Source organism: Aeromonas lusitana (assembly GCF_002812985.1).
Taxonomy (GTDB): domain Bacteria; phylum Pseudomonadota; class Gammaproteobacteria; order Enterobacterales; family Aeromonadaceae; genus Aeromonas; species Aeromonas lusitana.
This window is the reverse complement of the sequence record NZ_PGCP01000005.1, coordinates 69042-94442: the sequence shown is the minus strand read 5'-3', so window position 1 is coordinate 94442 and position 25401 is coordinate 69042. Positions and strand designations below refer to the sequence as shown.

26 protein-coding genes, 1 tRNA gene, 1 other RNA gene and 1 pseudogene are annotated in these 25401 nt (G+C 61.4%); 10 read left to right on the top strand and 19 right to left on the bottom strand.

Going from position 1 to position 25401, the window contains the following annotated elements:
- Positions 1-50: 50 nt before the first annotated feature.
- From nuoF to mepA, 14 genes are all read right to left on the bottom strand, one after another.
- A complete protein-coding gene (gene nuoF / locus CUC44_RS05340; RefSeq protein WP_100858948.1) occupies positions 51-1418 on the bottom strand; it encodes an NADH-quinone oxidoreductase subunit NuoF in 1368 nt (455 codons plus the stop codon).
- Positions 1415-1981: an NADH-quinone oxidoreductase subunit NuoE gene (gene nuoE, locus CUC44_RS05335; RefSeq protein WP_100858947.1), complete on the bottom strand. Its 567-nt coding sequence runs from the start codon at positions 1979-1981 to the stop codon at positions 1415-1417. The genes nuoF and nuoE overlap by 4 nt, the downstream gene beginning before the upstream one ends.
- 64 nt (positions 1982-2045) lie before the next feature.
- Positions 2046-3851, bottom strand: coding sequence for an NADH-quinone oxidoreductase subunit C/D (nuoC, locus tag CUC44_RS05330; protein ID WP_100858946.1), 1806 nt, complete (start codon positions 3849-3851; stop codon positions 2046-2048).
- Positions 3852-3853: 2 nt separating this feature from the next.
- Positions 3854-4528 carry a NuoB/complex I 20 kDa subunit family protein gene (locus CUC44_RS05325; protein ID WP_100858945.1) on the bottom strand — a complete coding sequence of 225 codons (675 nt, stop codon included), beginning with the start codon at positions 4526-4528 and terminating at the stop codon, positions 3854-3856.
- A gap of 29 nt (positions 4529-4557) precedes the next feature.
- Positions 4558-4962, bottom strand: coding sequence for an NADH-quinone oxidoreductase subunit A (locus CUC44_RS05320; protein ID WP_100858944.1), 405 nt, complete (start codon positions 4960-4962; stop codon positions 4558-4560).
- A 302-nt stretch (positions 4963-5264) separates the two neighbouring features.
- Positions 5265-6140 (bottom strand): flagellar motor protein MotB, encoded by an 876-nt coding sequence (locus CUC44_RS05315; RefSeq protein ID WP_100858943.1) that lies wholly within the window; start codon positions 6138-6140, stop codon positions 5265-5267.
- Positions 6118-6876 (bottom strand): flagellar motor protein, encoded by a 759-nt coding sequence (locus tag CUC44_RS05310; protein WP_100858942.1) that lies wholly within the window; start codon positions 6874-6876, stop codon positions 6118-6120. The genes CUC44_RS05315 and CUC44_RS05310 overlap by 23 nt, the downstream gene beginning before the upstream one ends.
- Positions 6877-7162: 286 nt before the next feature.
- Positions 7163-7507 (bottom strand): cupin domain-containing protein, encoded by a 345-nt coding sequence (locus tag CUC44_RS05305; protein WP_100858941.1) that lies wholly within the window; start codon positions 7505-7507, stop codon positions 7163-7165.
- A gap of 432 nt (positions 7508-7939) precedes the next feature.
- Positions 7940-8068: non-coding RNA, RtT sRNA (locus tag CUC44_RS05300), on the bottom strand.
- 53 nt (positions 8069-8121) lie between these two features.
- Positions 8122-8209: transfer RNA gene (locus CUC44_RS05295), tRNA-Ser, on the bottom strand.
- A gap of 177 nt (positions 8210-8386) precedes the next feature.
- Positions 8387-9004 (bottom strand): TPM domain-containing protein, encoded by a 618-nt coding sequence (locus CUC44_RS05290; protein WP_100858940.1) that lies wholly within the window; start codon positions 9002-9004, stop codon positions 8387-8389.
- Between the two features lie 22 nt (positions 9005-9026).
- Positions 9027-9764: a TPM domain-containing protein gene (locus CUC44_RS05285; RefSeq protein ID WP_100858939.1), complete on the bottom strand. Its 738-nt coding sequence runs from the start codon at positions 9762-9764 to the stop codon at positions 9027-9029.
- Between the two features lie 38 nt (positions 9765-9802).
- Complete coding sequence (locus tag CUC44_RS05280) at positions 9803-10393, bottom strand: LemA family protein (protein ID WP_100858938.1); 591 nt, start codon at positions 10391-10393, stop codon at positions 9803-9805.
- A gap of 56 nt (positions 10394-10449) precedes the next feature.
- Complete coding sequence (mepA, locus tag CUC44_RS05275) at positions 10450-11193, bottom strand: penicillin-insensitive murein endopeptidase (protein WP_100858937.1); 744 nt, start codon at positions 11191-11193, stop codon at positions 10450-10452.
- Between the two features lie 203 nt (positions 11194-11396).
- Here mepA and CUC44_RS05270 point away from each other — a divergent pair, with 203 nt between their 5' ends.
- Positions 11397-11939: a hypothetical protein gene (locus CUC44_RS05270; RefSeq protein ID WP_100858936.1), complete on the top strand. Its 543-nt coding sequence runs from the start codon at positions 11397-11399 to the stop codon at positions 11937-11939.
- A 217-nt stretch (positions 11940-12156) separates the two neighbouring features.
- Positions 12157-12435: an RNA recognition motif domain-containing protein gene (locus CUC44_RS05265; protein WP_167388789.1), complete on the top strand. Its 279-nt coding sequence runs from the start codon at positions 12157-12159 to the stop codon at positions 12433-12435.
- A 147-nt stretch (positions 12436-12582) separates the two neighbouring features.
- On the opposite strand, the gene CUC44_RS05260 is transcribed toward CUC44_RS05265, so the two are convergent.
- Positions 12583-13482 carry an aldo/keto reductase gene (locus CUC44_RS05260; RefSeq protein ID WP_100858934.1) on the bottom strand — a complete coding sequence of 300 codons (900 nt, stop codon included), beginning with the start codon at positions 13480-13482 and terminating at the stop codon, positions 12583-12585.
- Positions 13483-13626: 144 nt separating this feature from the next.
- On the opposite strand from CUC44_RS05260, the gene CUC44_RS05255 reads away from it, so the two are divergent.
- The 3 genes from CUC44_RS05255 (at position 13627) to ltaE (ending at position 15938) form a co-directional block, all read left to right on the top strand.
- The gene (locus CUC44_RS05255) at positions 13627-14034 is read left to right on the top strand and encodes a transcriptional regulator (RefSeq protein WP_100858933.1); all 408 of its coding nucleotides are present in this window, start codon (positions 13627-13629) and stop codon (positions 14032-14034) included.
- An 84-nt stretch (positions 14035-14118) separates the two neighbouring features.
- The gene (locus CUC44_RS05250; protein WP_100858932.1) at positions 14119-14835 is read left to right on the top strand and encodes a Rossmann-fold NAD(P)-binding domain-containing protein; all 717 of its coding nucleotides are present in this window, start codon (positions 14119-14121) and stop codon (positions 14833-14835) included.
- 86 nt (positions 14836-14921) lie between these two features.
- Positions 14922-15938 carry a low-specificity L-threonine aldolase gene (gene ltaE, locus CUC44_RS05245; RefSeq protein WP_100858931.1) on the top strand — a complete coding sequence of 339 codons (1017 nt, stop codon included), beginning with the start codon at positions 14922-14924 and terminating at the stop codon, positions 15936-15938.
- A gap of 79 nt (positions 15939-16017) precedes the next feature.
- Here the strand turns inward: ltaE and CUC44_RS05240 are convergent, their stop codons facing one another.
- The 4 genes and pseudogenes from CUC44_RS05240 to CUC44_RS05225 all read right to left on the bottom strand — a co-directional run bounded on the left by CUC44_RS05240 (position 16018) and on the right by CUC44_RS05225 (position 19298).
- Positions 16018-16449, bottom strand: coding sequence for a PAS domain-containing protein (locus tag CUC44_RS05240; protein ID WP_167388788.1), 432 nt, complete (start codon positions 16447-16449; stop codon positions 16018-16020).
- A 56-nt stretch (positions 16450-16505) separates the two neighbouring features.
- A complete protein-coding gene (locus CUC44_RS05235) occupies positions 16506-17528 on the bottom strand; it encodes a response regulator (protein ID WP_100858929.1) in 1023 nt (340 codons plus the stop codon).
- A gap of 53 nt (positions 17529-17581) precedes the next feature.
- Positions 17582-18519, bottom strand: a pseudogene (locus CUC44_RS05230) (LysR family transcriptional regulator).
- 77 nt (positions 18520-18596) lie between these two features.
- Positions 18597-19298 carry a DUF2982 domain-containing protein gene (locus CUC44_RS05225; protein ID WP_100858927.1) on the bottom strand — a complete coding sequence of 234 codons (702 nt, stop codon included), beginning with the start codon at positions 19296-19298 and terminating at the stop codon, positions 18597-18599.
- A gap of 169 nt (positions 19299-19467) precedes the next feature.
- On the opposite strand from CUC44_RS05225, the gene CUC44_RS05220 reads away from it, so the two are divergent.
- The 5 genes from CUC44_RS05220 to CUC44_RS05200 all read left to right on the top strand — a co-directional run bounded on the left by CUC44_RS05220 (position 19468) and on the right by CUC44_RS05200 (position 25393).
- A complete protein-coding gene (locus CUC44_RS05220; protein WP_167388803.1) occupies positions 19468-21408 on the top strand; it encodes a putative bifunctional diguanylate cyclase/phosphodiesterase in 1941 nt (646 codons plus the stop codon).
- A gap of 153 nt (positions 21409-21561) precedes the next feature.
- Complete coding sequence (locus CUC44_RS05215; RefSeq protein WP_100858926.1) at positions 21562-23127, top strand: AbgT family transporter; 1566 nt, start codon at positions 21562-21564, stop codon at positions 23125-23127.
- Between the two features lie 67 nt (positions 23128-23194).
- A complete protein-coding gene (gene nfsA, locus CUC44_RS05210; RefSeq protein ID WP_100858925.1) occupies positions 23195-23920 on the top strand; it encodes an oxygen-insensitive NADPH nitroreductase in 726 nt (241 codons plus the stop codon).
- A gap of 160 nt (positions 23921-24080) precedes the next feature.
- Positions 24081-24845: a DNA repair protein gene (locus CUC44_RS05205; protein ID WP_100858924.1), complete on the top strand. Its 765-nt coding sequence runs from the start codon at positions 24081-24083 to the stop codon at positions 24843-24845.
- Entirely contained in the window at positions 24839-25393 is a 555-nt protein-coding gene (locus tag CUC44_RS05200; RefSeq protein ID WP_167388787.1) for a VOC family protein, read from the top strand. The genes CUC44_RS05205 and CUC44_RS05200 overlap by 7 nt, the downstream gene beginning before the upstream one ends.
- Positions 25394-25401: the final 8 nt, after the last annotated feature.

The window sequence follows — 25401 nt, the reverse complement described above, 5'->3', positions numbered from 1 at the left end:
TTTGGCTCGCGCTGGTTCAGACAGACCAGCTGCGGACACATGATCGCGTCTTACCAGCGTTCGCCCAGCAGGTTAGGCTGGATACCCTTGAGCAACTTGTGATTGTCATTGGGCCCCTTGATGCCGGCCTCGAACTCGGATCTGAAATACTTCATCGCACTGCCAAGGGGCTCGACGGCGCCAGGGGCGTGAGCACAGAAGGTCTTGCCCGGGCCGAGGAAATTGCACAGCTGTGCCAGGGTGTCGAGATCGCCGGGTTGACCCTCGCCTCGCTCCAGCGCCCGCAGCAGCTTGACGCTCCAGGGCAGGCCGTCGCGGCAAGGGGTGCACCAGCCGCAGGATTCTCGGGCGAAGAACTCCTCCATGTTGCGCAGCAGGGAGACCATGTTGATGCTGTCATCCACCGCCATGGCGAGGCCCGTGCCCATGCGGGTACCGACCTTGCCGATGCCGCCAGCGTACATCTGGGCATCCAGGTGCTCGGGCAGCAGGAAGCCGGTACCGGCGCCGCCCGGCTGCCAGGCTTTCAGGCGATAGCCGGGTTTCATGCCGCCGGCGTAGTTTTCAAACAGCTCGCGGGCGGTGATGCCGAACGGCAACTCCCACAGACCCGGGTTGTTGACCTTGCCGGAGAAGCCCATCAGCTTGGTGCCGTGATCTTCCGAGCCCGGCAGCGCTAGTCCCTGATACCAGGCCACGCCGTTGCCTATGATGGCGGGCACGTTGCACAGGGTCTCGACGTTGTTGACGCAGGTCGGCTTGCCCCAGACGCCGGAGACGGCGGGGAAGGGGGGCTTGGCGCGCGGGTTGGCGCGGCGCCCTTCCAGGGAGTTGATGAGGGCCGTCTCTTCGCCGCAGATGTAACGACCCGCGCCCGTGTGGACGAACAGCTCGAAATCAAAGCCAGACCCTAAGATGTTCTTGCCGAGCAGGCCCGCGGCCTTGGCCTCTTCCACCGCACGGCGCAGGTTGGCGGCGGCGTCGACGTATTCGCCGCGCAGGAAGATGTAGCCGCGATAGGCCTTGAGGGCCTTGGCCGAGATGATCATCCCCTCGATCAGCAGATGGGGCAGTTGCTCCATCAGCAGCCGATCCTTCCAGGTGTTCGGCTCCATCTCGTCGGCGTTGCAGAGCAGGTAACGGATGTTCATGCTCTCGTCTTTAGGCATCAGCCCCCACTTGACCCCGGTGGAGAAACCGGCGCCACCGCGGCCCTTGAGGCCGGCGTCCTTGACGGTGCCGACGATCTCGTCAGGGCTCATCTGACTTAGCGCCTTGCGGGCTGCGTCATAGCCCTGCTTGGACTGGTACTCGTCCAGCCAGACTGGCGCACCGTCATCGCGCAGGCGCCAGGTGAGGGGATGGGTCTCGGCCGCGCGCGCGATGCGGTTGGCGGTACCAAGGGATGCCAGGCTCATGGGTAAGCCTCCAGGGTCTTGAGCAGGCTGACGGCATCGAGCCCGCCATAGGTGTCATCGTCGATCATCAAGGCCGGCCCCTTGTCGCAGTTGCCGAGGCAGCAGACCGGCAGCAGGGTGAAGCGGCCATCGGCCGAGGTCTGGCCGGGGGCGAGATCCATCACCTCTTTCAGGCCTGCCAACAACTGCTCGTGGCCGTTGATGTAGCAGACCATGCTGTCGCAGACGCGGATCACATGACGACCCACTGGTTGGCGGAAGATTTGACTATAGAAAGTCGCGACCCCTTCCACGTCGCTGGCGGGGATGCCGAGCTCGGCGGCGATGGCATGAATGGCACCGTCCGGTACCCAGCCGCGGCCCTGCTGCACTATCTTGAGCGCTTCTATGCTGGCGGCGCGGGGGTCTTCGTAGTGGTGTTTCTCATGTTCGATGGCGTCGCGCTCGGCCTGGCTCAGGACGAAACCGTCCTGTTGCCCGGGGACGAGTCCGTCTCCCTTGCCCTGGCACTGGCCTTGTCCCGCTGGGGATGAGTTGTTCTGGCACTGACATTGCTGGCTCATGACTTAACCTTTTGTCGCTTATTCTTCTTGTCCCGTTGCGCCCCGACCGGGGCGCGGCGGGGACTTAACGATCCACATCCGACATAACGAAATCGATACTGCCCAGGTAGGCGATGAGATCCGACACCATCTGGCCGCGGATCACCGAGGGGATCTGCTGCAGGTGGGCGAAGCTCGGGGTCCGGATCCGGGTCCGGTAGCTCATGGTGGAGCCGTCGCTGGTCAGGTAGTAGCTGTTGATGCCCTTGGTCGCCTCTATCATCTGGAAGGACTCGGCGGCCGGCATGACGGGGCCCCAGGAGACTTGCAGGAAGTGGGTGATCAGGGTCTCGATGTCTTGCAGGGTGCGCTCTTTGGGCGGCGGCGTGGTGAGCGGGTGATCCGCCTTGAACGGCCCCTCCGGCATGTTCTTCATGCACTGCTCTATGATGCGCAGGCTCTGGCGCATCTCTTCGAGGCGGATCATGCCGCGATCGTACACGTCCCCATTGGCACCGACCGGTACCTCGAACTCGAACTGATCATAGCCCGAATAAGGGCGCCATTTGCGCACATCGAAGTTGAGGCCGGTGGCGCGCAGACCGCCGCCGGTGACACCCCAGGCCAAGGCCTGCTCCGTGGTGTAGGGGGCAACGCCTATGGTACGGCCGCGCAAGATGCTGTTGCGCATGGCCGCCTTTTCGTAGTCCATCAGTCGCTTGGGCAGCCAGTCCAGCAGATTCTCCTGGATGAGACGGGCCCAGCCCACCGGCAGATCGTGCGCCACACCGCCGATACGGAACCAGGCCGGGTGCATGCGCGCGCCCGTGATGGCTTCGATGATGGTGTATATCTTCTGGCGATCGGTGAAGGTGAAGAAGACGGGGGTCATGGCGCCCACGTCCTGAATGTAGGTACCGAGGAACAGCAGGTGGCTCTGGATGCGGAACAGCTCCGCCATCATCACCCGGATCACGTCGACCCGGTTGGGCACCTTGATGCCTGCCAGCTTCTCGACCGCCAACACATAGGGCAGGTTGTTCATCACGCCGCCCAGGTACTCGACCCGGTCGGTGTAGGGGATGTAGCTGTGCCAGGACTGGCGCTCGCCCATCTTCTCGGCGCCGCGGTGGTGGTAGCCGATGTCGGGCACGCAGTCGCGGATCTCTTCTCCATCGAGCTGCAACACCAGACGGAAGGCGCCGTGGGCGGACGGGTGGTTGGGGCCCAGGTTCAAGAACATGTAGTCCTCGTTCTCGTTGCCCCGGTTCATGCCCCACTCTTCGGGTTTGAACAGCAGGTTGTCCTGCTCCTGATCCTGCTTGACCGCATCGAGCATGAAGGGATCAAACTCGGTGGCCCGCGCCGGATAGTCCTTGCGCAATGGGTGACCCTGCCAGCTCTTGGGCATCATGATGCGGGTCAGGTGGGGGTGACCATCGAAGGTGATGCCCATCAGATCCCACACTTCCCGCTCGTACCAGTTGGCGTTCGGGAAGTGCTTGCTGATGGTCGGCAGGTTCAGGTCGCTCTCTTTGAGCGGCACCTTCAGCATCACATCGGCGTTACGGTCGATGGAGATGAGGTGATAGAAGACGGTGAAGTCGCTCTCGGGCAGGCCGTGGCGATGGCTGCGCATCCGCTCGTCGGTGGCGCTCAAGTCAAACAGCATCACGAAGGGCGAGGGGAGTTTGCGCAAGAAGCCCATCACATCCAGCAGCAGCTCGCGGGAAAGCCAGATGACCGGCACGCCGGTGCGGGTGCTCTGGACGGTGAAACGCTCGGCGCCGAAGTGGGCGAACAGCTCGCCGACCACCTGGGCATCGCCGTGATCGGCGGTCTGCCCCTGGGCCATGGTGTAGTTACTGGGAAATTCTCGAGTCAGTTTCATGATCAGATCTCATCCGGCGTGCGCAGGTTGGTGACGTTGATCCGCTCGCCGCGCTTGCGCTCCTTCTCGGCCTGCATCTGGGGGCGGTAGATCCCCTGATCGCCGACCACCCAGGAGAGGGGGCGACGTTCCTTGCCGATGGAGTCTTGCAGCAGCATTAACGCCTGCAAAAATGCCTCTGGACGGGGCGGACATCCTGGAATATAGACGTCTACTGGCAGGAACTTGTCCACGCCTTGCACGACGGAGTAGATGTCATACATGCCGCCCGAGTTGGCACAGGCTCCCATGGAGATGACCCACTTGGGTTCGAGCAGCTGTTCATACAGGCGCTGGATGACGGGGGCCATCTTGATGAAGGGGGTGCCGGCGATCACCATGAAGTCCGCCTGACGGGGCGAGGCCCGGATGACTTCGGCGCCGAAACGGGCCACGTCGTGGGGGGAGGTGAAGGCGGTACACATCTCCACGTAGCAGCAGGAGATGCCGAAGTTGTAGGGCCAGAGGGAGTTCTTGCGACCCCAGTTGACCGTGTCTTGCAGCACCTCCTCGAGGCGACCGATCATGATGCCGCGTGAGGCCTCTTGGGCCAGGGGATCATCGACGGTCTGGCGCTGTTCCTGGGGGTAGCGCTCAACCGGCGCATCCGGGTCAATCCGGGACAGGGTGTACTTCATGGTGCAACCTCAAAGGGATAATCGGTAATTCAGTCTGGCTTCTTGTCAGTCATGACCGGTTTTTTCGGCGCCCAGTCGAGGGCACCAATACGCCACAGGTAGATGAGACCGACCAGCAGCAGGGTGATAAAGATGGCGGCTTCGATAAAACCGACCCAGCCGCTTTCCCGAACGGAAACGGACCAGGCATAGAGATAGAGCGCCTCGACGTCGAAGATGACGAAGAACATGGCGACCAGATAGAACTTGGCGGAGAAGCGTAGACGGGCGTTGCCAACGGAATCGATGCCGGATTCAAACGGTCTGTTTTTAGCACGACCGTAAGCACGACCGCCCAGCAGGGCTGCCAGGCCAATCATGGCCAGGCAGATACAGATGGCCCCAATGACATAGACAATAAAAGCCCAATGCTGGACAGCAATATCAGCAAACATAGGAGTTTTCCCTAACCGAATTAATCATGTGACTTAACAAGGATGCTACGTATTATGCCACTTCCATACTGATTTACATGTCATTTCAAAGGATTAATTATTAATCATCGGGAGGAAAATCGCTTTTTGCTAGCGGGGTCAATTTTCTCATTTGAGAATCATTTTCAATCGCTTTTACGAGAGGGCGGATTGAGTTGATTTGGCGGAAAAATAAACTAATCGGAAAAACGAAAAACCCCGCATGGCGGGGTTGTTCATTCGAGAGATGTTAACATCCTGATTACATATGGCGCGTGTGTTGATCAGGGTTTGAGCACAGGGAGAGACTGTTCGGCCGCCTTGCCCTGGGAGAGCACTATCTCCACCCGCCGGTTGGCTTGGCGGTGGGCCGGGGTGTCGTTCGGAAAGCGCGGCTGGGTATCGGCCGCCCCTTGCGCCACAACGCGGCGGGAATCCAGCCTGGGGTTGGTGAGCAGGGTGTGCACTATGGTCGCCGCCCGCAGCACCGACAGTTCCCAGTTGTTGCGATAGAGCTCCACCGGGGCCTGGGAGTTGTCGGTATGGCCGGTGACCACTACCATGCCCGGGATATCCGCCAGCACATCGGAGACCTTGTTGACCAGGGGTATGAACTGGGGCTGCAGGAAGGCCGAATCCGCCGGGAACAGGGTCTTCTCGCCGATGCGGATCACCAGCTGGCTGCCAAGCTGCTCCACCTCGATCTCTTTGGACTCGATCTGGCTCTTGAGCTGCTGCTCCAGCTTCGGCTTGGTGACGGTGGCCCAGTCCTGCTCCTTGGTCTTGTGGGGCCAGGCCTCGGTCGCGCTCGGCTTCTCCGAGGCGCCTATGGTCTCGTTGAAGGGATCGGCCGCCGCCGCCGGGGTCTGGGTATCCAACACCTGCTCTTTCTGGGAGGTGCCCGGGGTGGTCTTGGACTCGGGCTCCAGGATGCCGGTGCCCCCCTGCATCACGGGGGAGCCGGCTGGCATGGAGATGAGGCCAATCTTGCCAAGGGATTCGATAAAGCCCTGGATCAGCACCCGGGTCTCCGACTGCTTGGCCATGGCGAAGGAGTAGAGCACCACGAACAGGGCGAACAGCAGGGTCATGAAGTCGGCATAGGAGACCAGCCAGCGTTCATGGTTCTCCGGTGCCTCAGGCTTTTTCTTTTTGGCCACCGTGACCTCCGAGGTAGGGTTCGAGGGTGACTTGCAGACGCTGCTGGGATTCGCCGTCCACGATGCAGAGGATGCCGGTCAGGGTCATCTCCTTGTAGTGGCGGATCTGATGGGCGAAGCCCTTGTAGCGGTTGCCAAACGGCAGGAAGATGAGGTTGGCGGCGCCCACCCCGTAGATGGTGGCGATGAAGGCCACCGCGATGGCGCCACCGAGTTTGTCCGGCGCATCCAGCAGCCCCATGGCGTGGATCAGGCCAAACACGGCGCCGACGATCCCCATGGTCGGGCAGTAGCCGCCCATGGCTTCATAGAACTTGACCGTCTGTTCGAGATCTTCGTGCTCGAATTCGATCTCGTTCTCCAGCACCTCGTGGATCTTGGTCTTCTCATAACCATCGACCATCATCTGCACCCCTTTTTGCAGGAAGGGATCCTTGATGTCGTCGATCATCCCTTCCAGCGCCAGCATGCCGCTGCGTCTGGCGTTGCCCGCCAGGGTCTCCAGCAGCTGGGCCTGCTCCAGCATGTCGAGGCGAGGAGGGGAAATGAGCCACTTGAAGCGCTTGAGCGTCTTACCGACCACGGAAAAGGGGAATTGAGTCAGGGCGGCGCCCACGGTTCCCCCGATCACGATGAGAAAGGCGGGGAGATCGAGCAGGGCGCTGGGATGGCCCCCTTCGATCAGGTTGCCACCCAGTATGGCTGCCAAGGCTAACAGCAAACCGATCAGACTCATGTATCCATGTCCCTCTGCGTAAAATGTGGCTAGTGTAGCCATTTAACTATCAGTTTTTCAAAAGGATATCCAATCGGCGAGCAATATCTGACGCGCCAGGCCGAACCGGGTATCTCCTTGTGTCGGCCTGGATGGGAAAATCATGAGGGGGAGCAGGGCTTGATGTCAGGAATGACATGTTGCCGGCGGGACGACATTGGCCCGGGGTGGTCCATGAGAGTGTGATATGTGATGACGAGTCAAATAAGTGATGTAAATCACTGTCATGTGTCACCTTGTTAGCGGTTTATCCTTGTTTGACGATATCGACCGAGATCTCCACCGCCGGAACCGAGCCCCTGTTTTCGAGCCAGTGGGTGGTATTTCTGTCTTCCGGCCAGCCGACACCCGGCCCGTAATCCGTGGCGACGCCATCGCGATGATCCGTGATGGTGCCTTGCAGTATGTAGACTGTGCCCGGCCTCTCCTTGTGATCATGGAGTGGGCCAAAGACAGCGCCCGGTGCCATGGTCACCAGCCGCATGCGCAGTTGGCGACCTGCCATCCCTTCTATCTCGGGGCCAAGATCGACGCTGGTCAGCAGGGTGACGGTGACACCTTGCGTAGGGGGAACTGCATGTTCCTTGCTCATTGCGCCTCCTTCTGGTGCAACCGGAGTGAGAGGACTGTCATCTCAGTAAAGCCCAGCCACAGTCGGTTGCCACAGATGAGCCATCGCTCTGAACATTCCTTGATCGCAGCAAAGTGAAAAGCCTGATCGGGGAATAGATAAGAGGGGTAAGAAGAGTGCGTGGTTGTGGTGACGAGAGGCGTGAGGACGATGTACGGGCAAGGGAAGGGTATGCGGCAGAGTCTTAAAAGCAAAAAACCGACTCTGAGGTCGATCCTGCAATTTAGCGGGGTCGGGATTGACTCGCGCCTTCCCTGGCGCTCGCCCTGCGGGCAGCCTGCGGCTGTCCAGGAGGGCTATCCTGCCCTCCTGTCGAACCAGGGTCCAAATCGAGCCGCCCATCATCGGATAAAACAAAAAGGCCTGTCTTGCGACAGGCCTTTTTGTTTTATTTGGCGGTGAGGGAGGGCTGATTCGCCACTGCGTGGCTCACCCCTTCGGGGCGGCCTGCGGCCGTTCATCGCGGCAAGCCGCTCTGCTCGAACCCGGCGAGGGTTCTCACCCTCCCTCCTCAACATCAGAGTACATGTCAGCTGGATAGCAAAAAACCGACCCTGAGGTCGGTTTTTCTAATTTGGCGGTGAGGGAGGGATTCGAACCCTCGATACGTTGCCGTATACACACTTTCCAGGCGTGCTCCTTCAGCCACTCGGACACCTCACCAAATTTTCGACTGCGGTTTAACGTGTCCAATCACCACGTCGTTCACCGCGCTGTTGCGCTGGAACGGGGCGTAAGATAGGGGAAAGCCGGGCCTGGGTCAATTACTTTTCCCCTTATTTTTCATCATCTTTATCGAACGCCTATCCCTTGAGCAGAATGCCGGTTTTTTAAGCCCTGTCAGGGTTTGTCCAAAATGATCAGGCTGTCCGGCAGCTCGTTCTGATCCCGGGTGGCCGGGAAGGCATCGGTCAGTATGTCGCTGGTACGTTCGACGCACTCGAGGAAACCCTGCTCGATCTCCTTGTTGCGCACCCGCACCACGAAGTCGTCGATGATCTGCTGCCACTGCGCATTGTCAATGTGCTGGGCGATGCCATCGTCCACCAGGATCTCCACATAGTGCTCGGCCACCGACACGAAGATAAGCACCCCGAGCCGGTCTTGGGTGCGGTGCAGCCCCTGCTCGACAAACTGCAGGCGTGCCATCAGGGCGGCGCGATGTTGGCGCACCTTCTTGGGAATGAGCCGCATCTTGATGGGAGTCCAGTGGAACAGCAGGCTCAGCAGCAACCAGACCGACCACTGCACCAGCAGGATCTCGTACCAGCCGAGCCAGAAGCCGAGCTGGAACACCAGTAGCGGGGTGAGCATGGCGAGCAGGGCCGCCCAGAGGGTCGGGATGTAGCGGTAGCCGTCGCTGGCTGGGGCCAGCACCGTGACCAGCTCGGCGTCCGTTGCCTGTTCGGCCTGTCGCACCTTGGCCTGCAAGGTGTGATAGAACTGTTTCGAAATCATTGTGTTATCTCTTACTCCTCGATTACCAGCCACCGGAGGCGCCGCCGCCACCGAAACTGCCACCACCGCCGCCAAAACCGCCGCCACCAAAGCCTCCACCGATCCGCCCGGCACCAAAACCGCCGGCCAGATAGGCGGCTCGGCGACGACCACCGGATCCGCCACCGCCACCCCCTCGCAGGTTGTGCAAGATGATCATGGCGACCACCACCAGAATAAACAGCCAGGGGCCGCCACCCTTCTCGTCCTTGGCGGTGTCTCGGGGCTGATACTCACCGGCCAGAGCCTGCATGATGCCCTGACTGCCGGCGACGATACCGGCCACCATGTCGCCGCGCTTGAAGGCGGGCAGGATCCGGGTCTGGATGATGTTGGCGGCGATGGCATCGGGCAGGGCCCCTTCCAGGCCATAGCCCACCTCGATGCGCACCTTGCGCTCATCCTGGGCGATCAGCAGCAGCACGCCGTTGTCTTTTCCCTTCTGGCCTATACCCCAGTGGCGGCCGAGCTGGTAACCGTACTCCTCTATGGTGTCGCCATTGAGGCTGTCGATGGAGACCACCACCAGCTGGACGCCGCTGCGCTTTTCAAACGCCGCCAGTTGCTGGGTCAGCTGGTGGGCCTGCTTGCGGGACATCAGGTTCGCCTCGTCCACCACCCGGCCGCTCAGGGCAGGGAAGCTGGGGGCCGCCTGCAGGGCCGCCGTCCACAGCAGCAGACAGCAGAGCAGCGCCTGCAGTAGCGGGTGTACCTTACTCATGTGCGAGGGCGTGGGCCAGGGCCCACGGGTTATTCGGCTCATTGGAAGCTGACCTTGGGCGCCTCGTCGGCACCTGGCTTGGCGCTGAAGCTGGGTTTGGCGGTGAGATCCGAGTAGAGCAGCTTGGACCAGATGACCCCCGGGAAGGTGCGGATCTCGGTATTGAACTGACGCACCGCCTCTATGTAGTCGCGACGGGCCACGGCGATGCGATTCTCTGTGCCTTCCAGCTGGGCTTGCAGGGTGAGGAATTGCTGATCCGCCTTCAGATCCGGGTAGCGCTCGACCACTACCATCAGCCGGGAGAGGGCGCTGGAGAGCTGATCCTGGGCGGCTTCAAACGCCTTGAGCTGGGAAGGATCGCTCACCTGCACGCTGCCGACCCGGGCGCGGGCATCGGTCACCGCCTTGAGGGTCTCCTGCTCATGGCTGGCATAGCCCTTGACGGTGGCCACCAGGTTGGGAATGAGATCGGCGCGGCGCTGATACTGGTTCTCGACCTGGCCCCAGCTCGCCTTGACCTGCTCGTCCAGGGTCGGGATGTTGTTCATGCCGCACCCGGTCAACCCCAGCAGCAGGGTCAACATCAACAGGCTCTGTGTGGTCGTGCGCCAGAGAGAAGTGGCCATCTTGTTGTCTCCATTGGATGTATTTAATTCGGCGTTGACACCATACCAGCTAGTGGTCAGCCGCCACAACGGCTGGGTAGGGTGGGGGCGCGGTAGCTCATGGACACCTTGGGCAACTGGGGTTTGTCTTTGAGCCAGGAGGCCAGTTCGGCGCCGCAGCCGTTACCCGGGGGGATGGGGGCCTGGGGCTGGCAATCCGGGCTGCCCGCCGGGCAGCGCAAGCGCACGTGAAAATGGCTGAAGTGCCCGACCCAGGGCCGCAATTTGGCGACCCAGGGTTCGTCTGGCGCGCGCTTGCAGACTTCGGCCTTGAGCACGGGATTGATAAAAATCCGTGCCACCTCGGGCTGGTTGGCCGCCAGACGCAGCAGATTGAGCTGCTGGGGTCCGAAGCGACCCGGCAAGACGCGATAGCTGGGCTCGTCGATCAGCGCCCACTCCTTGGGGGCATCCTGCTCCCATTTGCTGATGGGGCGGTTGGCCATCCGAAACCAGATGTCGGCATCGAGCCCGGTCTGGTGGCTGCGGTGGCCCGAACTGAAGGGGCCGCCGTGCGCCATGGCCAGATCGGCAATGTAAAGATCCGGCATGCCGGCCATCTTGGTGCGGCTCGCCAGCACTTGCAGGTAGTGAATGAGATCCGGGTGGCCGTAATAGCGCAGCCGCTTGCTGCGAATGACCTGATAGCCGGGACCTGACAGGGGCATGGCCACGGCATTTTTCAGGCAGCCGGCGGAGTAGCCGCCAATCGCTTCGGCATAGAGGGCGCTGGTCATGAACAACAGGCTGGTGGCAAGCATGAGACTCCCGGTGGCGGTGCCCTGGATACGGGCTCAAGTGTGGGCTCAGATAGCCCCAATCATACCAACAGAGGCGAGCGCTCGTCATCCACGCCGCGGCTCGGGTTGCCACGGGCAGGTCGGCTCGCGCACAATGCGCGCCAAACAAGCCTGCGGCAACCCAAAACCAGTCTGGTTGCGACAATTGAGTGAAGGAGTGAGAGATGAGGGTCAGTGAACTGGCATCAAGGGTGGATGTGTGTTGGTTGATGCCGCCGGCCGGGCGCTTTTACGGGGTCATGGCGAGCCTACTGCTGGCGAGCCTGGCAACGGTCGTGGCGGCGCTCTGGCTGGGCTATCCTGAGATGGGGCTGCTGCCCTGGGTCGGCCTGGTGTTTGGCGGCATAGTGCTGCTGATGATGGTGTTGCCACGCAACTGGCAGCCCTGGCGGCTGGCCGAACTTGCCTGGGATGAGGCTCACCTCTATCTGCTCAACGGCGGCAATGATCAGGCGCTGGCACTGCCCAGATCGGCGCTGGTGGGCATAGAGCGGGATCGCAAGGTGGGTCACGATGGCCAGTGGCTCGACTTCAGCCTGGATCTTGCCCTCGATGCCGAGACCCTGGCCAAGGCGACCGCCCTGCTGGGGCTGACCAAGGAGGGTACCCACGAGGTGGTGCCCGGCGTCTATCGCTTCGGCTTTAAGCGAGCCTGGCACAGTCGGCGCGCCCTCGGGGCTCTGCTGGCCTCCCTGCAGCCTGCCTAACTTGACTATTTTCTCGACAATTTGCCATAAAGCTCAGATACTGCCTCTGATTCGAATTGATCTTTCCTGCCCTGATAGTCCAAGAGATCAACAACTTGGGCCATGGGGTGGGGAGTGCCACGGCATGATGCCATGGCAGGTCCGGCATGGGGGTTGTGCCCTTACTGCCACGCCGGTGGATGCATAGATAAGGCACCTTGAATCGAGAGTGGATGGCATGAAGATTTACGTAGGTAATCTGTCGTACCGGATGACGGCCGACGAACTGACAAATGTGTTCAGCCAATTTGGGCAGGTAGACAAGGTCGATATCATCATCGACCGCGATACCGGTCAGTCCAAGGGATTTGGCTTCATTGAAATGCCAGTGAATGGGGATGCCGAGAAGGCCATCGCCGGTTTGCATGGCACCGAAATAGGTGGCCGCACCATCACAGTCAATCAGGCCAAACCGAAGACAGATGCACCTCGTGGTCGCCCCCAGCGCCATCGTTGAATCGTCTCGATAACGAAAAACGGCATGGAGAGATCCATGCCGTTTTTGTTTGTGTGGCGCGAGGACGCCCGGCAACCCGGCCAATGTAAAACGGTATGGACAAGCCCATACCGTTTTTTCTCTAGCACCTTCCGCACGCTGCGGGGATCAGGGCACGTCGTAGCCGAGCGCGGCCTTGCGGATGCGGAACCACTGCTGGCGATTGAGCACGATGGACTCGGCGGCCACGGCGGCGGCGATCCGCTCCCGTTTGCCCGAGCCGATGAGTGGCAGCGGCTGGCTCGGCAGCATCATGACCCAGGCGTAGACCACCTGCTCCATGGTCTGGGCGCCTACCTCCTGGCGGATCTGATCGAGCTCGGCACGCAATGGGCCATAGGCCGGATCCTTGAACAGCCGGCCGCCGCCGAGGCAGGACCAGGCCATAGGTTTGATGCGCAGCTGCTGGCACTGATCCAGGGTGCCGTCCAGCGTTCCTTCCTGATGCAGCGGCGAGATCTCCAGCTGGTTGGTGACCAGGGGGAAGGAGAGGCGCGATTGCAGCAGGTCGAACTGGCGGGCGGTGAAGTTGGAGACCCCGGCGTGCTTGATCTTGCCCGTCTGCTTCAAGGTGATGAAGGCATCGGCGACCTCGTCGGCATCCATCAGGGGATCCGGGCGATGGATCAGCAGCAAGTCCAGGTGATCGGTGCCGAGCTTTTGCAAGGAGGCCTCGGCGCTCGCGATGATGTGCGCCTTGCCGGTGTTGTAGTGATTGAGAGCGTGTTCCGGCTTGGCGGTCAGCGCTATGCCACACTTGCTGACGATTTCCATGCGTTCACGCAGGGAAGGCTCGAGGCGCAGGGCCTGGCCGAATGCTTCTTCGCACTGGTAGCCGCCGTAGATGTCGGCGTGATCGATTGTGGTCACCCCCAGATCCAGGTGGTATTTCATCAGATCCAGCAGGGCTGAAGGGGAGAGTTGCCACTCCATCAGGCGCCAGTAGCCCATGATGAGACGGGAGAAGGTCGGGCCTTGGGCGTGCAGGGCTAGGCGGGATACGGACATGATGACTCCTTCGCGGATAGCGGGAATAGACGGATAAGGGAAATAAATGCTGACAGCATCTTGGTCTCTTCTGGCGGACAAGGCAATAATGCCCCCCTCGTGAGTTCGAACTTTGGTTCTGAGTCCTGGACAGGAGAGAGTGTGATGAACGGGTTTGCCAGCAGGCTGCAGAGCCTGATCGGGGAGGGGAGCGTGAGCGCGTTTGCCCGCAAAGTAGGCTTGAGTGAAGCCTTGATCCGCAAGTATCTGAAGGGGGCCGAGCCCGGTCTTGGCAAGGCCAACCAGATCGCCATGGGGGCCAACTGCTCCCTGGAGTGGCTCGCCACCGGTTGCGGCTATCTCTATCGTCAGGCCGAGGTGGTGGACAGAGAGGCGCTGGCGGCGGCGGGTACCCTGCTGCAGGAGCGGCACCCCGAGCAGGCATTGCCCGGTGAAGAGCAGCTCGTCACCCTGCTCGCCTACTACCAGTTCCTGCGCAGCCACAAGCAGGGAGATGGATTTTTGGATCTGGCGCGGGCGCGGGAGTTCGGCCGCCATCTGAGCGAGGCCTGAGCTTGCCCCGCATCCGCCGGTGAGTCTGCAGCGAGCGATTCTTCTGATACCCTCTAAACAAACGGCAAATCCAAGGACATGGAGATGAGCTATCTGATCCTGGGCAGTGGCGGGCTGGGCACGGCGCTCGCCCATGAGCTGGCACAGCGGGGCGAGGAGTGGTTGCTGGCGGGCAGACAGGCGCCAAAGGGGCTGGATCCGGCCTGCTATTTTCCCCTGCAGGAGGTGGATGCACTCGCCTTCGAGGCCCTGTTTACCCTCTATGATGGGGCCAGTCTGCCGACTGTGGTGATCAACACCATTGGCCTTCTCTATGATCTCAATCACATGCCGGAGCGGCGGGTGGAGGAGGTGGATCCCGAGTGGCTCGGCGAGAGTCTGGAGGCGAACGCCTGGCCCCAGCTCGCCCTGGGCGCCAGCCTGAGCCGCTTGATGACACCGGACTCCCGCCTCTGGCTCTGCACCCTTTCTGATCTGGCGGGCAGCCTGGGGCAGGCTGAATCAGGTCAGCCGGGCATTGGCAGTCGCTACAGCTACCGCATGAGCAAGGCGGCGCTCAACATGGGAGCCAGGCTACTGGCGGCCGAGTGGGCCGAGCGCTTCCCCGGCGCTGGGGTCATTACCGTGCACCCCGGGCTCATGGATACTCCCCTGCAGCAACCCTTCAAAAATGAGCTGGACCCGGCGCAGTTGCAGGATCCCGCCCGGGTGGCGCCGCGACTGCTGGATCTCATCGGCACTTTGACCCAGTCCGACTCGGGCCGCTTCCTGGACTTGCAGGGAAAGCCTCTGCCCTGGTGAGTAGCAGGGCTCACATTCCCGCATCCCGTCCCTTGCCAGCACAGCCCTGGCTGGTTAATGTCATCGACCTGCACCAGGAGGATGACATGCGCTATATCGATTTACGAAGTGATACCGTGACCCAGCCCACGGAGGCCATGCGCCAGAGCATGCTGCACGCCGAGGTGGGGGATGATGTCTATGGAGAAGATCCCAGCATCAATGCGCTCGAACACAAGGGCGCCGAGCTGCTCGGCAAAGAGGCCGCCCTGTTCGTGCCCTCGGGCACCATGTCCAACCTGCTGGCGATGATGAGTCACTGCCAGCGTGGCGAAGGAGCCGTGCTCGGCTCGGCGTCCCACATCTACCGCTATGAGGCGCAGGGCTCTGCCGTGCTGGGGTCCGTGGCCCTGCAACCTCTCCCCATGCAGGCGGACGGCACCCTGGCGCTGGCGGATGTGCGCGCCGCCCTCGCCCCCGATGATGCCCACTTCGTCCAGACCCGGCTCATCTGCCTCGAGAACACCCATAACGGCAAGGTGCTGCCACTGAGCTACCTGCATGAGATGCGGGCCTTCGCCGACAGCCGAGGTCTGCAACTGCACCTGGATGGCGCCCGGCTGTTCAATGCGGTGGTGGCGAGCGGTGAATCGGTGCAGGCCATAGCCGCGCCCTTTGACAGCGTCTCCGTGTGCCTCTCCAAGGGGTTGGGGGCACCCGTGGGCTCTCTGCTGGTGGGCTCCCGTGACTTCATCGGGCGGGCCAGACGGCTGCGCAAGATGCTGGGGGGCGGCATGCGTCAGGCGGGGATCCTGGCCCAGGCCGCGCTGTTTGCCCTGGATCAGCATGTGACCAGGCTGGCAGACGATCACCGCCGTGCCAAACGGTTGGCAGAGGGGTTGGCAGCCTTGCCCGGCATCGAGCTGGAGCTGGCCGAGGTGCAGACCAATATGGTGTTCCTGCGTCTTTCGAAAGAGCAGAGCGAGCGCTTGCTGGCCTTTATGAAGGAGCGCGGCATCCTCTTCTCCGGCTACGGTGAGATGCGGCTGGTTACCCATCTGCAGCTCACCGACGATGACATCGAAGAGGTGATCGACGCCTTCACCGAGTACCTGAGCGCATGACACTCTTGGTCATGGCTCTCGGATGAGATAACAAAAAGGGCGCCTGATGGCGCCCTTTTTGTCGAGGTCGATGGCGGGATCAGCCTTGGCGCTGGCCCATGATCAGCATGGCCTCGTCGGTGGCGTCGTAGATCATGATGGCCAGATGGGTGACCTGGCCGCCAAAATCGGCGAGCGGTACCAGGGTCAGGTTCTGGTACATGTGGGGTGCCGAACCCGTGATGGGGCGGTAGTTGGAGAAGCGCAGCAGGTAGGGGCGCTGCTCCCAGGTGCTGAAGGCGCGGTTGTTGAGCTTGAACACCATGTTCGCCTTGCGTTCGAACCAGGCCCTGTCGACGTCGGGGAAGAGATCAAACAGCACCTGATCCCGCACCTCGCCCGCCAGCCGGCCGCTGTGGCTCTCCATGAAGCCGTTCCACACCTGTACCCTGTGCTCCTTGTCGAGCACCACCAGCCCCACGTCCAGGTTCTGGACTATGTTCATCAGCCAGTGAAATTCGCGGATTTCCATGGTCACTCCTCTGTGTCTTGTCTGGTCATTTATGCTGCCGGAGGGCCTTTTGGCCTCTAGAGCATATGCATGATCTTGTGATTCATGGTGGCGATGGAATCTTCGGTGAACAGCAGCAGGAGATCGCACTGCACCGCGTGTCCCTGGATCCGGTAGTTGATCTCGATGGCCAGGGTGCGGCGCCAGCGGCTCTGGTTGGTCTGGATGAGATCTTGAATGGATCTGTGTTGACCCAGTACCACGGGATGGCCCTGGCTGAAGGGGGTGTCGAGCTGGTTGGCGTAGCCGCGCAGGAAGGCGCCGATCAGCACGTTGGCCGTGTCCATCAAGAGCTCCAGCTCGACGCCGTGATCGAGCGGGCCCTGATGGTTCATCAGTCTGGCGAGATCCTGGAAGCTGGCGTCGTGGAACAAGATGAGCGCCTCACCCGCGATGCCGGCGCCGATGAAGCCCTGGCAGACGGCGGAGAGGGTATCGGACTCGGCGGCGGCCGAGAGCGCCATGTGCAGCTCGGAGACCTCTAGCACGTTGACGTTCGGGATAGGCAGCAGCACGAAGGCACCGAGCAACCGGGCCAGCAGATCGGCGGCCTGACCCATGGCGACGTTGGCGAGCTCCTGGTAGACGTCCCTCAGCTCCGGGGTGAACTGGATGGCACTCTGCACCGGGTGTTGGTCGCTGCCCTGGACGGCAACGGGTAGAGGCGCTGGGGCGCTTTGCTGCCACAGGCCGTGCCGGCGCAGCAGTTCGCGCAGGGTCTCGGGAGCGGCGGGTTTCTTGATGAAATCCAGGGCCCCCAGCGCCATGACGCGCTGATAGGCTTCCGGCTGGATGTCGCCGGAGACCACGATCACCTTGTTGCGAAGCCCTTCCCGCTGGAGGGTCTCCAGCACCCCGTAACCATCCATTTCTGGCATGGTCAGATCCAGAAAGATCAGATCCCCATTGCCCATCAGGATCTGCTCCACCCCTTCCAGACCATCGGCGGCCTGGTGCAGCTTGATGTTCCAGTCCGCGGGCAGGGCGCGCGCCAGTTGTTTGCGAGCGAAGCCCGAGTCATCACATATCAATACATTCATAGTGTTAGCGGACCTGTGCAACGAGCGTTGCGCTAAGTGTGCGCCATCAAGCGTCAGATGCAATGGGCAAGGGCATGGCCGGCAAGAATTGATCGTCCCGCTGATGGTGGCGGTAGCGCACGGAATATTTTTCGACGAACTCGGCGAACATCTTAACACGCAGCGGGGTGAACTGGGGCTGGCAGCGCAGCATGTAGAAGGGGCGCCGGCCCGATTGCCAGTCCGGTAGCACGGCCACCAGCTGCTCGTCCTGCAAGAAGGGGTGCACATAGTGCTGGGGGGCATTGACGATGCCAAGGTGGCGCCTGGCGGCCCGCACCGCGGCCTGGGTCTGGTTGACACTCAGGCGCGGCGCGCGCTTGACCTGTACCATCTGCTCGTCTTTCCCGATCAGTTGCCAGTGCTGGTGGGGCCAGCAGTAGATGAGATCGTGCTCCTCCAGCTGCGCCGGGTGGGATGGGGTGCCCATCTTCTCCAGGTAGAGGGGGGAGGCGAACAGGCCGTATTCGATGTGCCCGAGGCAGAGGGCGTTGGGCAGGGACTGGGGCAGCTCGCCGTTGAAGAACACCAGATCCCTGTCCTGATCGCTGAGGGGGGAGTGATCGTTGGTCTGGCTGATGTCGAACTGCACCCCGGGGTAGCGCAGGCCGAAGTCGGCCAGCATGTCGACCAGTATGGTGTTGGAGAGGGCGATGGGAGCGGCGAGGCGGATAAGGCCGCTGATGTCCTGCTCCTGACCCTGAATTTCGCCGGTGGCTTGCTCTATGTCGGCGAGCGGGGTACACAGGCGCTCGTAATAGCGCAGCCCCTCGTCGGTGAGGCGCAGCTTGCGGGTGGATCTGTGGAGCAGGGTATGGCCGAGCTGCTCTTCCAACTGGGAGATACGTCGACTGATGGTGCCGGTCGGCATGCCCAGCGCGGCAGCGGCGTGGGAGAAACCGCCCTCTTGCACCACCTTGACGAACAGATAGAACTCTTCGATGTACTTCATAAGCGGCTTAGGGGGTATTTGTAACAAGCCAGAGACCTTATGAAGAGTCGCCTGGCTTGGCAAGCGCAATCGGGCGTTTAATTGATCTGGATTAGATTCGACTCCCGCCGGTATTGATTGAGCAAATGCACAAAATCCGTGGGGGGGCGATCCAGGCTGTTGTCCGGCACCAGCAGGTCATACCCCAGCAGATCCCGCAGCCTGGTCATGCGGTTGCCGAGCATGGCGATCACCCCCTCGTAGCGTTGGCCGGACGGGGAGCGAAAGTGACTCTCCTCCAGCAAGCCTTCCCCCAGCAGGCCGGATCCACAGCTGCCGCCGAGGCAGTTTGGCTGCTCGCTCTGCATCGCCTGCAGCAGCACGGCGCGCTGTTCGGTCAGCAGGCGCACCGCCAGCCGGGGTGTGATCAACGTCAAAAAATCGTCGTAATCCTTTATCTTCAATCCAATGTAGGGCAGGGCCACCAGATCCCACCCCAAATGGATACGTGGCTGGTCAATTCGCTGAATATTTCTCCATTTCAGGATCCAACCACCGTACTTGTGGTGATATTGCAGACAATCCTGACAGAGAGAGAGACTAAAATGAGGCTCATGGAGTTTCAGCACGCCGACAAAAGCTGTCATCAGGCCCGCGAGCAGGAGGGAGATGGCGGGGATTAATAGTTGTTCGCGAAGGAAAAAAAGTATAAAAATCATAGCAATGGTCATGACCATTCCTAACAATATCATTGTGAGTCCATTTCTTCTGACCATGGGGATCACATGTAGCGTTTTCATATGATGTCGGCCCTTTTTCACCAGCATGTTTCCAGATTATGGGCCGGATCAAATTTTGTACCAGCATGGAGGCGCGTATGCAGGGCTGCCGTGGCTGGTGTTTGCGATGAGCGATCAGCATGAATCACCACTCAAGATGAATACGCTAGACGAATCCCTACTCAATGCGATGGATGTGCTCCATACGCCCATCTGGGTCTATGACATCCAGCGCCATCATATCTATTGGGCCAATCGCTCGGCACTGGGACTGTGGGAGGCGAGCTCCCTGGCCGAGCTGCAATCCCGCGACTTCTCGGCCGACATGGCCGCCGCCATCGACCTGCTGCTGCAGCGCTATCTCGGGGATTTTCAACAGGGACGCAGTTACAACGAGTGGTGGACCATCTCCCCGAAAGGGGTCAGAAAGCAGGTCTACCTGCGCCTCTCCGGTGTCCAGATAGCCGGGCGCCTGATGATGATGACGGAGGCGGTGATCGACGCCGACACCCTCTATCAGGAATCTTCCCTCGCCACCGGCGATACCCTGGCCTGCCTGTTCGACAATCAGGGCCGCCTCGAGAGCGGCAATCACCATTTTGATCTGTGCTTTGGCAATGTCGTCACCGAGCTGACCCAGGTCTTCTCCGGTTGCGATGAGGCCTTCTACCGGCGCCTGTCCCACCTCGACGAGGTGGTGAGCGAGGGGGAGTGCCGTACCCTCAAGGGGATGCGCTGGTTCCAATACCAGTTCCGCCACATCCAGCAGGGGGCCCGGATCCTGCTCACCATGCGCGACATCACGGATCGCAAGCTCGAGGAGCTGGAGCACCGTCACATGGCCTGGCATGACTCCCTCACCGGCCTGCTCAACCGCTACGGCCTGATGAAGTCCCTCGAGGCCTACTGTGGCCTGGGGGGGCGCTTTGCCCTGGTGTTCATGGACTTGGACAACTTCAAGCTGGTCAATGACAACTATGGCCACAAGGCGGGGGATCGCCTGCTGGAGCGGGTGGCCGGGCGGCTCAAGCAGATCTGCCCGCGGGACGTGGAGCTGGCGCGCCTCGGGGGGGACGAATTCACCGCCCTGGTGCCGCTCAGTCAATCCAGCGAGCGGGCCCAGGAGGTGGCGGATCTCATGCTCTCCCAGATGAGCAAGCCGCTGCAGCTGAGCGGGGTGCCCGAGGTCACCATAGGCGGCAGCATCGGCATCGCCATCTACCCGGACGATGCCGATGATGGCGATAACCTGATCACCCGCGCCGACATGGCCATGTATCAGGCCAAGCAGATGGGGCGCCTGCGCTGGCAGCGTTTCACCCCCAGCATGCAGCAGAGCCTGCACCGCAAGCTGACCCTGAAACAGTTTCTGGCCAAGGCCATCGGCCGGGGGGAGCTGAGCCTGCGCTATCAGCCCCAGGTGGATGTGGCCCAGGGCAAGCTTATCGGCTTCGAGGCCCTGCTGCGCTGGCACAACCCTGTGCTGGGCCAGGTCTCGCCCGGGGAGTTCATTCCCCTGGCCGAGGACATGGGGCTCATTCGTGAGATAGGGAGCTGGGTGCTCTCCACCGCCTTGGCCCAGATGGGGGAGTGGCAACGGCAATGGCAGCTGCGGGTGCCAGTCTCGGTCAACCTGTCCGGCTTCCAGCTCTCCTCGTCCCTGCCGGAGCTGGTGGCGCAGCAGCTCGAGGAGTATGGGGTCGACGCCAGCCTGCTGACCCTGGAGCTGACCGAAACCGTGCTGATGCTGGACATGAAGGGCTGCATCGAGATCCTCGACGCCTTGAGCGAGCAGGGGATCAAGATAGCCATCGATGATTTTGGTACCGGCTACTCGTCGCTTGCCTACCTCAACCGGCTGCCCATCGATACCATCAAGCTGGATCGCTCCTTCGTGGTGGGGCTCAATCTGCCGGTGATCCGGGCCACGGTCGCCATGGCCACCAGTCTCGGGCTCGGGATCCTGGCGGAGGGGGTGGAGGATGCCCACGAGTTGGCGGCTCTGCGTGCCCAGGGTTGTCACGTGTTCCAGGGCTTCCTGTTCAGCACCCCCATGACGGCGCAGGAAGTGGCGGCCGCGGGCTTCGGGATCCAGTGCAAGATGGGCCACTACCCCTTGGTAACTGCCTGACATCACAGCAAATAATGTGCGGCATGTCCCGTTTCTGAAGCGTGACATGCCAAATTAAACATAATTAATCGAATATTTGTCTCGTATCATGGGATTCCTTGGACGTTATCGCTAGTATGCGCGCTCATTCCTTGGTAATGGAGTATCACCATAATGAGTCAAGCCGCAGTGAACGAGCATCCAAGCAGCCCGCCCAATGGCTGGTTAAACCGCTTTTTGAACGGGGTCGAGAAGGCGGGCAACAAGCTGCCGGATCCCGCCATGTTATTCCTCTACGCCCTGCTGATCGTCTGGGGCGGTTCCTGGATCCTCTCCCAATTTTCCTTCGATCTGGTCAATCCCCGCACCGGTGAGGCCGTGGTGGTCAACAACCTGCTGACCGGGGCCGGCCTTGCCGAGTTTCTCGCCAGCATGGTCACCACCTTCACCAGTTTTGCGCCGCTCGGTATCGTGCTGGTGGCCATGCTGGGGGTGGGCGTCGCCGAGCAGTCCGGCTTCATCAACACCGGCCTCAAGAAGCTGCTGAAAGTGACCCCGGCCCGTTTCCTGACCCCCATGCTGATCCTGGTGGCCATCGTCAGCCACACGGCGGCGGATGCGGGTTACGTGCTGGTCATCCCCATCGGCGGCATCATCTTCCACGCCGCCGGGCGCCATCCCCTGGCGGGGATCGCCGCGGCCTTCGCCGGGGTCTCCGGTGGCTTTGCCGCAAACTTCCTGCCCTCGGGCGGTGATGCCTTGCTGCAGGGCTTCACCCAGTCGGCGGCCCAGCTGCTCGATCCGGACTACATGGTCAACACCCTGTGCAACATCTTCTTCACCGGCGCCTCCTCCCTGCTGATCATCTGCGTGGGCTGGTTTGTCACCGAGAAGGTGGTGGAGCCGCGCCTCAAGCACATTCCCCTCAATGAGGAGCTGGAGAGCGCCGACGAGATGGGCCGCTACAGCGCCCAGGAGAGCCGGGCCTTCAACTGGGCAGGCTTCGCCATGCTGGCGGCCATAGTGCTGCTGGGGCTGGCCCTGTCGCCGAGCGACTCGCCGATGCGGGCCGAAGACGGATCGCTCACCACCTTCGCCGCCCCCGTGATGAAATCCATCGTGCCGCTCATCTTCCTGCTGTTCATCCTGCCCGGTATCGTCTACGGCTTTGTGGCGGGCAACTTCAAGAGCGGCAAGGACGTGATTGACGCCATGTCGGCCACCATGAACAAGATGGGCTCCTACATGGTGATGGCCTTCTTCTGCGCCCTCTTCATCAAGGCGTTCGGTGACTCCAACCTAGGTACCCTGCTGGCCCTGTCCGGCGCCGAGGTGCTGCATGCCCTGGCCCTGCCGGGGGAGGTGACAATCGTCGGCATCATACTGCTGACCGCTACCGTCAACCTGGTGGTGGGCTCGGCCTCGGCCAAGTGGGCGCTGATCAGCCCCATCCTGGTGCCCATGCTGATGGCGGTGGGGATCTCCCCCGAGCTGACCCAGGCCGCCTACCGGGTGGGGGATTCCGCCTCCAACATCATCACCCCGCTGATGGTCTTCTTCCCGCTGGTGGTGGTCTATTGCCAGCAGTATGTGAAGAGCACCGGCATCGGCACTCTGGTCTCCATGATGCTGCCGTACTCCCTGGCCTTCCTGGTGAGCTGGAGCATCTTCCTGCTGCTCTACTGGGGCATGGGCTTCCCCCTCGGGCTGCAGGCCCCCTATGTCTATCCTGCCCCTTAAGGGGAACGAGGGGCCTTGGGCCCCTCGCTTTTTTTGGGTAAAGTGAGGCCTTCATCCCGGAGGCATCATGAACCCGACAATCGATCTCATCCTTTCCCATCGCTCAATTCGTCAATTCACCTCAGATCCCATCACGGCCGAGCAGCTCGATCAGATCCTGAGCGCCGCCCAGTCGGCTTCCAGCTCCAGCTTCCTGCAGGCCAACAGCATCATCCGGGTCACCGACAAGGGGCTGCGCACCACCCTGGCCGAGCTCGCCGGTCACCAGGCCTATGTGGCCGAGGCTGCGGAGTTTTTGCTGTTTTGCGCCGATTACCAGCGCCACAGCCAGATAGTGCCCGATGCCCAGACCGGCTACGCGGAGCAGCTCTTGATCGGTGCCATCGACGGCGCCCTGATGGCCCAGAATGCCCTGCTGGCGGCTCAGTCCCTGGGGCTCGGCGGCGTCTACATCGGCGGCATTCGCAACAACGTGGCGGCGGTGAGCGAGGCGGTCGGGCTGCCCCATCTGGTGATCCCCCTGTTTGGCCTCTGTCTGGGTCATCCCGCCCAGCAGCCCGAGCAGAAACCGCGGCTGCCGCGGGGCCTGGTGGTCCATGAGAACCGCTACCCAGAGACGCTCGATCGCGAGCTGCTGGCCCAATATGACAACCAGATCCACGACTACTACCTGGCCCGCAGCGGCAACAACAAGCAACAGACCTGGAGCGGCCAGATCAAGGCCATCCTCGGCAAGGAGGCGCGCCCCTTCATGCTGGGCTTCCTGCATGCCAAGGGTTTTTGCCTCAAGTAATGGGGGACGGGGGCGATACCCCTATGGCGGCGTGATGGGCACGCGGGGTGGCGAGATGCGCTTGCGTTGTTGTGGGGCCAGGTCACACTGCGCGCTACCTTATGCGGGTAAGCTGTTGTAGGATCACGCAATTGGATTGGGACAGGAGTTTGGACACCCTATGATTTTAACCTTGATATTGCTGTCAATCGGCGCACTCCTGTTTCTGGTCATCGCCTATAACGTGGTGCAGCAATACAAACAGAAGGCGGCCGCCGACAAGCGCCAGGCCATCGCCCGCCACAAGGCCGTGGCGGACGAGACCGAAGAGGTGCTGCTGAACGTCAACCTGGTGCCTTTTTCAAAGAATATGGTGCTGCTGTTGCAGCACAGGATCCTGGATGCCTACCGTGCCATAGCACAAGTGATGCCCAGCAATCAGATCAAGCAGCGCATCATAGATGTCCAGACCCAGATCAAGAATGTGCAGGAGAACTACAGCAGCCAGGATGAGGGCCACTTTAAGACCCCGGAATCCGATCGTCAGGCGATCCAGATGCTGCAACTGGCCAAGAAGATGCGCGCCGTGCTGCGGGTCGAGCACAACAAGGGCAAGATAGATCCCCACGGCTTTGCCCAGGAGGATCGCCGTCTCGAGCTGATGCAGCTCAAGATCAACATCGCCAACCTGGTCAAGCGGGCCATGGATGCCCAGATCCAGGGGCAGTTTGGCACCTGTCGCCAGCTCTATACCAAGGGGCTGGGAGCGCTGGCCAATGTCACCGACAAGGATCCTTACCTGCTGGCGCGGGAAGAAGACATGCGCCAGGGTATGCGTCAGCTGGAAGAACACCTGCAGCAGCACAGCGAAAAAGAGCTGCAGAACATCAAGGACAAAGAGGCGGACGAGCTGGACGTCCTGTTCCAACCCAAGAAGAAATGGTGATCATGTCTCATCCACTGGATACCGCTCTGGGGCCCATGGCCCCATTTGTTTGCCAACTGTTGACCGAATTGCGCGCCTCGCTGGGAGAGTGTGACTCGCCCCGGGTGGATCACCTCTGCTATCGCGCCGCCACCTTGCCTGAGTACCTCGAATTGAAGGAGGTGCTGGCGCGCCACGGTGTCTTGCTGGTGGAAGGCATGATAGGGGGGCGTCCCATCGCCACCTACCGTTTGCATCAGCCGGTCTGCGCGCAAGCGGTGAGCGTGCCCTGCATCGAGCTGGCTGCCCCCAAACCGGGTCGCAGCCATCAGGCTGGGCTTGAGCACATCGAGCTGGTGGTGCCCTCCCTGCATGCTCTGGTAGCTGCACATTCCGATCTGCCGTTCAAGACCGGCAACATAGAGGATGGCCGCAATCCGGACGTGGGACTGATGCTGGCCTCGGGTCAGGTGAAATTCCACTTACGTGACTTGAGCGAGGTGATCGATGAGGAGCTGCTCACCGGCGCCGTGGTGCCGGTGCCGGTGGATTATTACGCTGGCGTATGAGTTTGAGC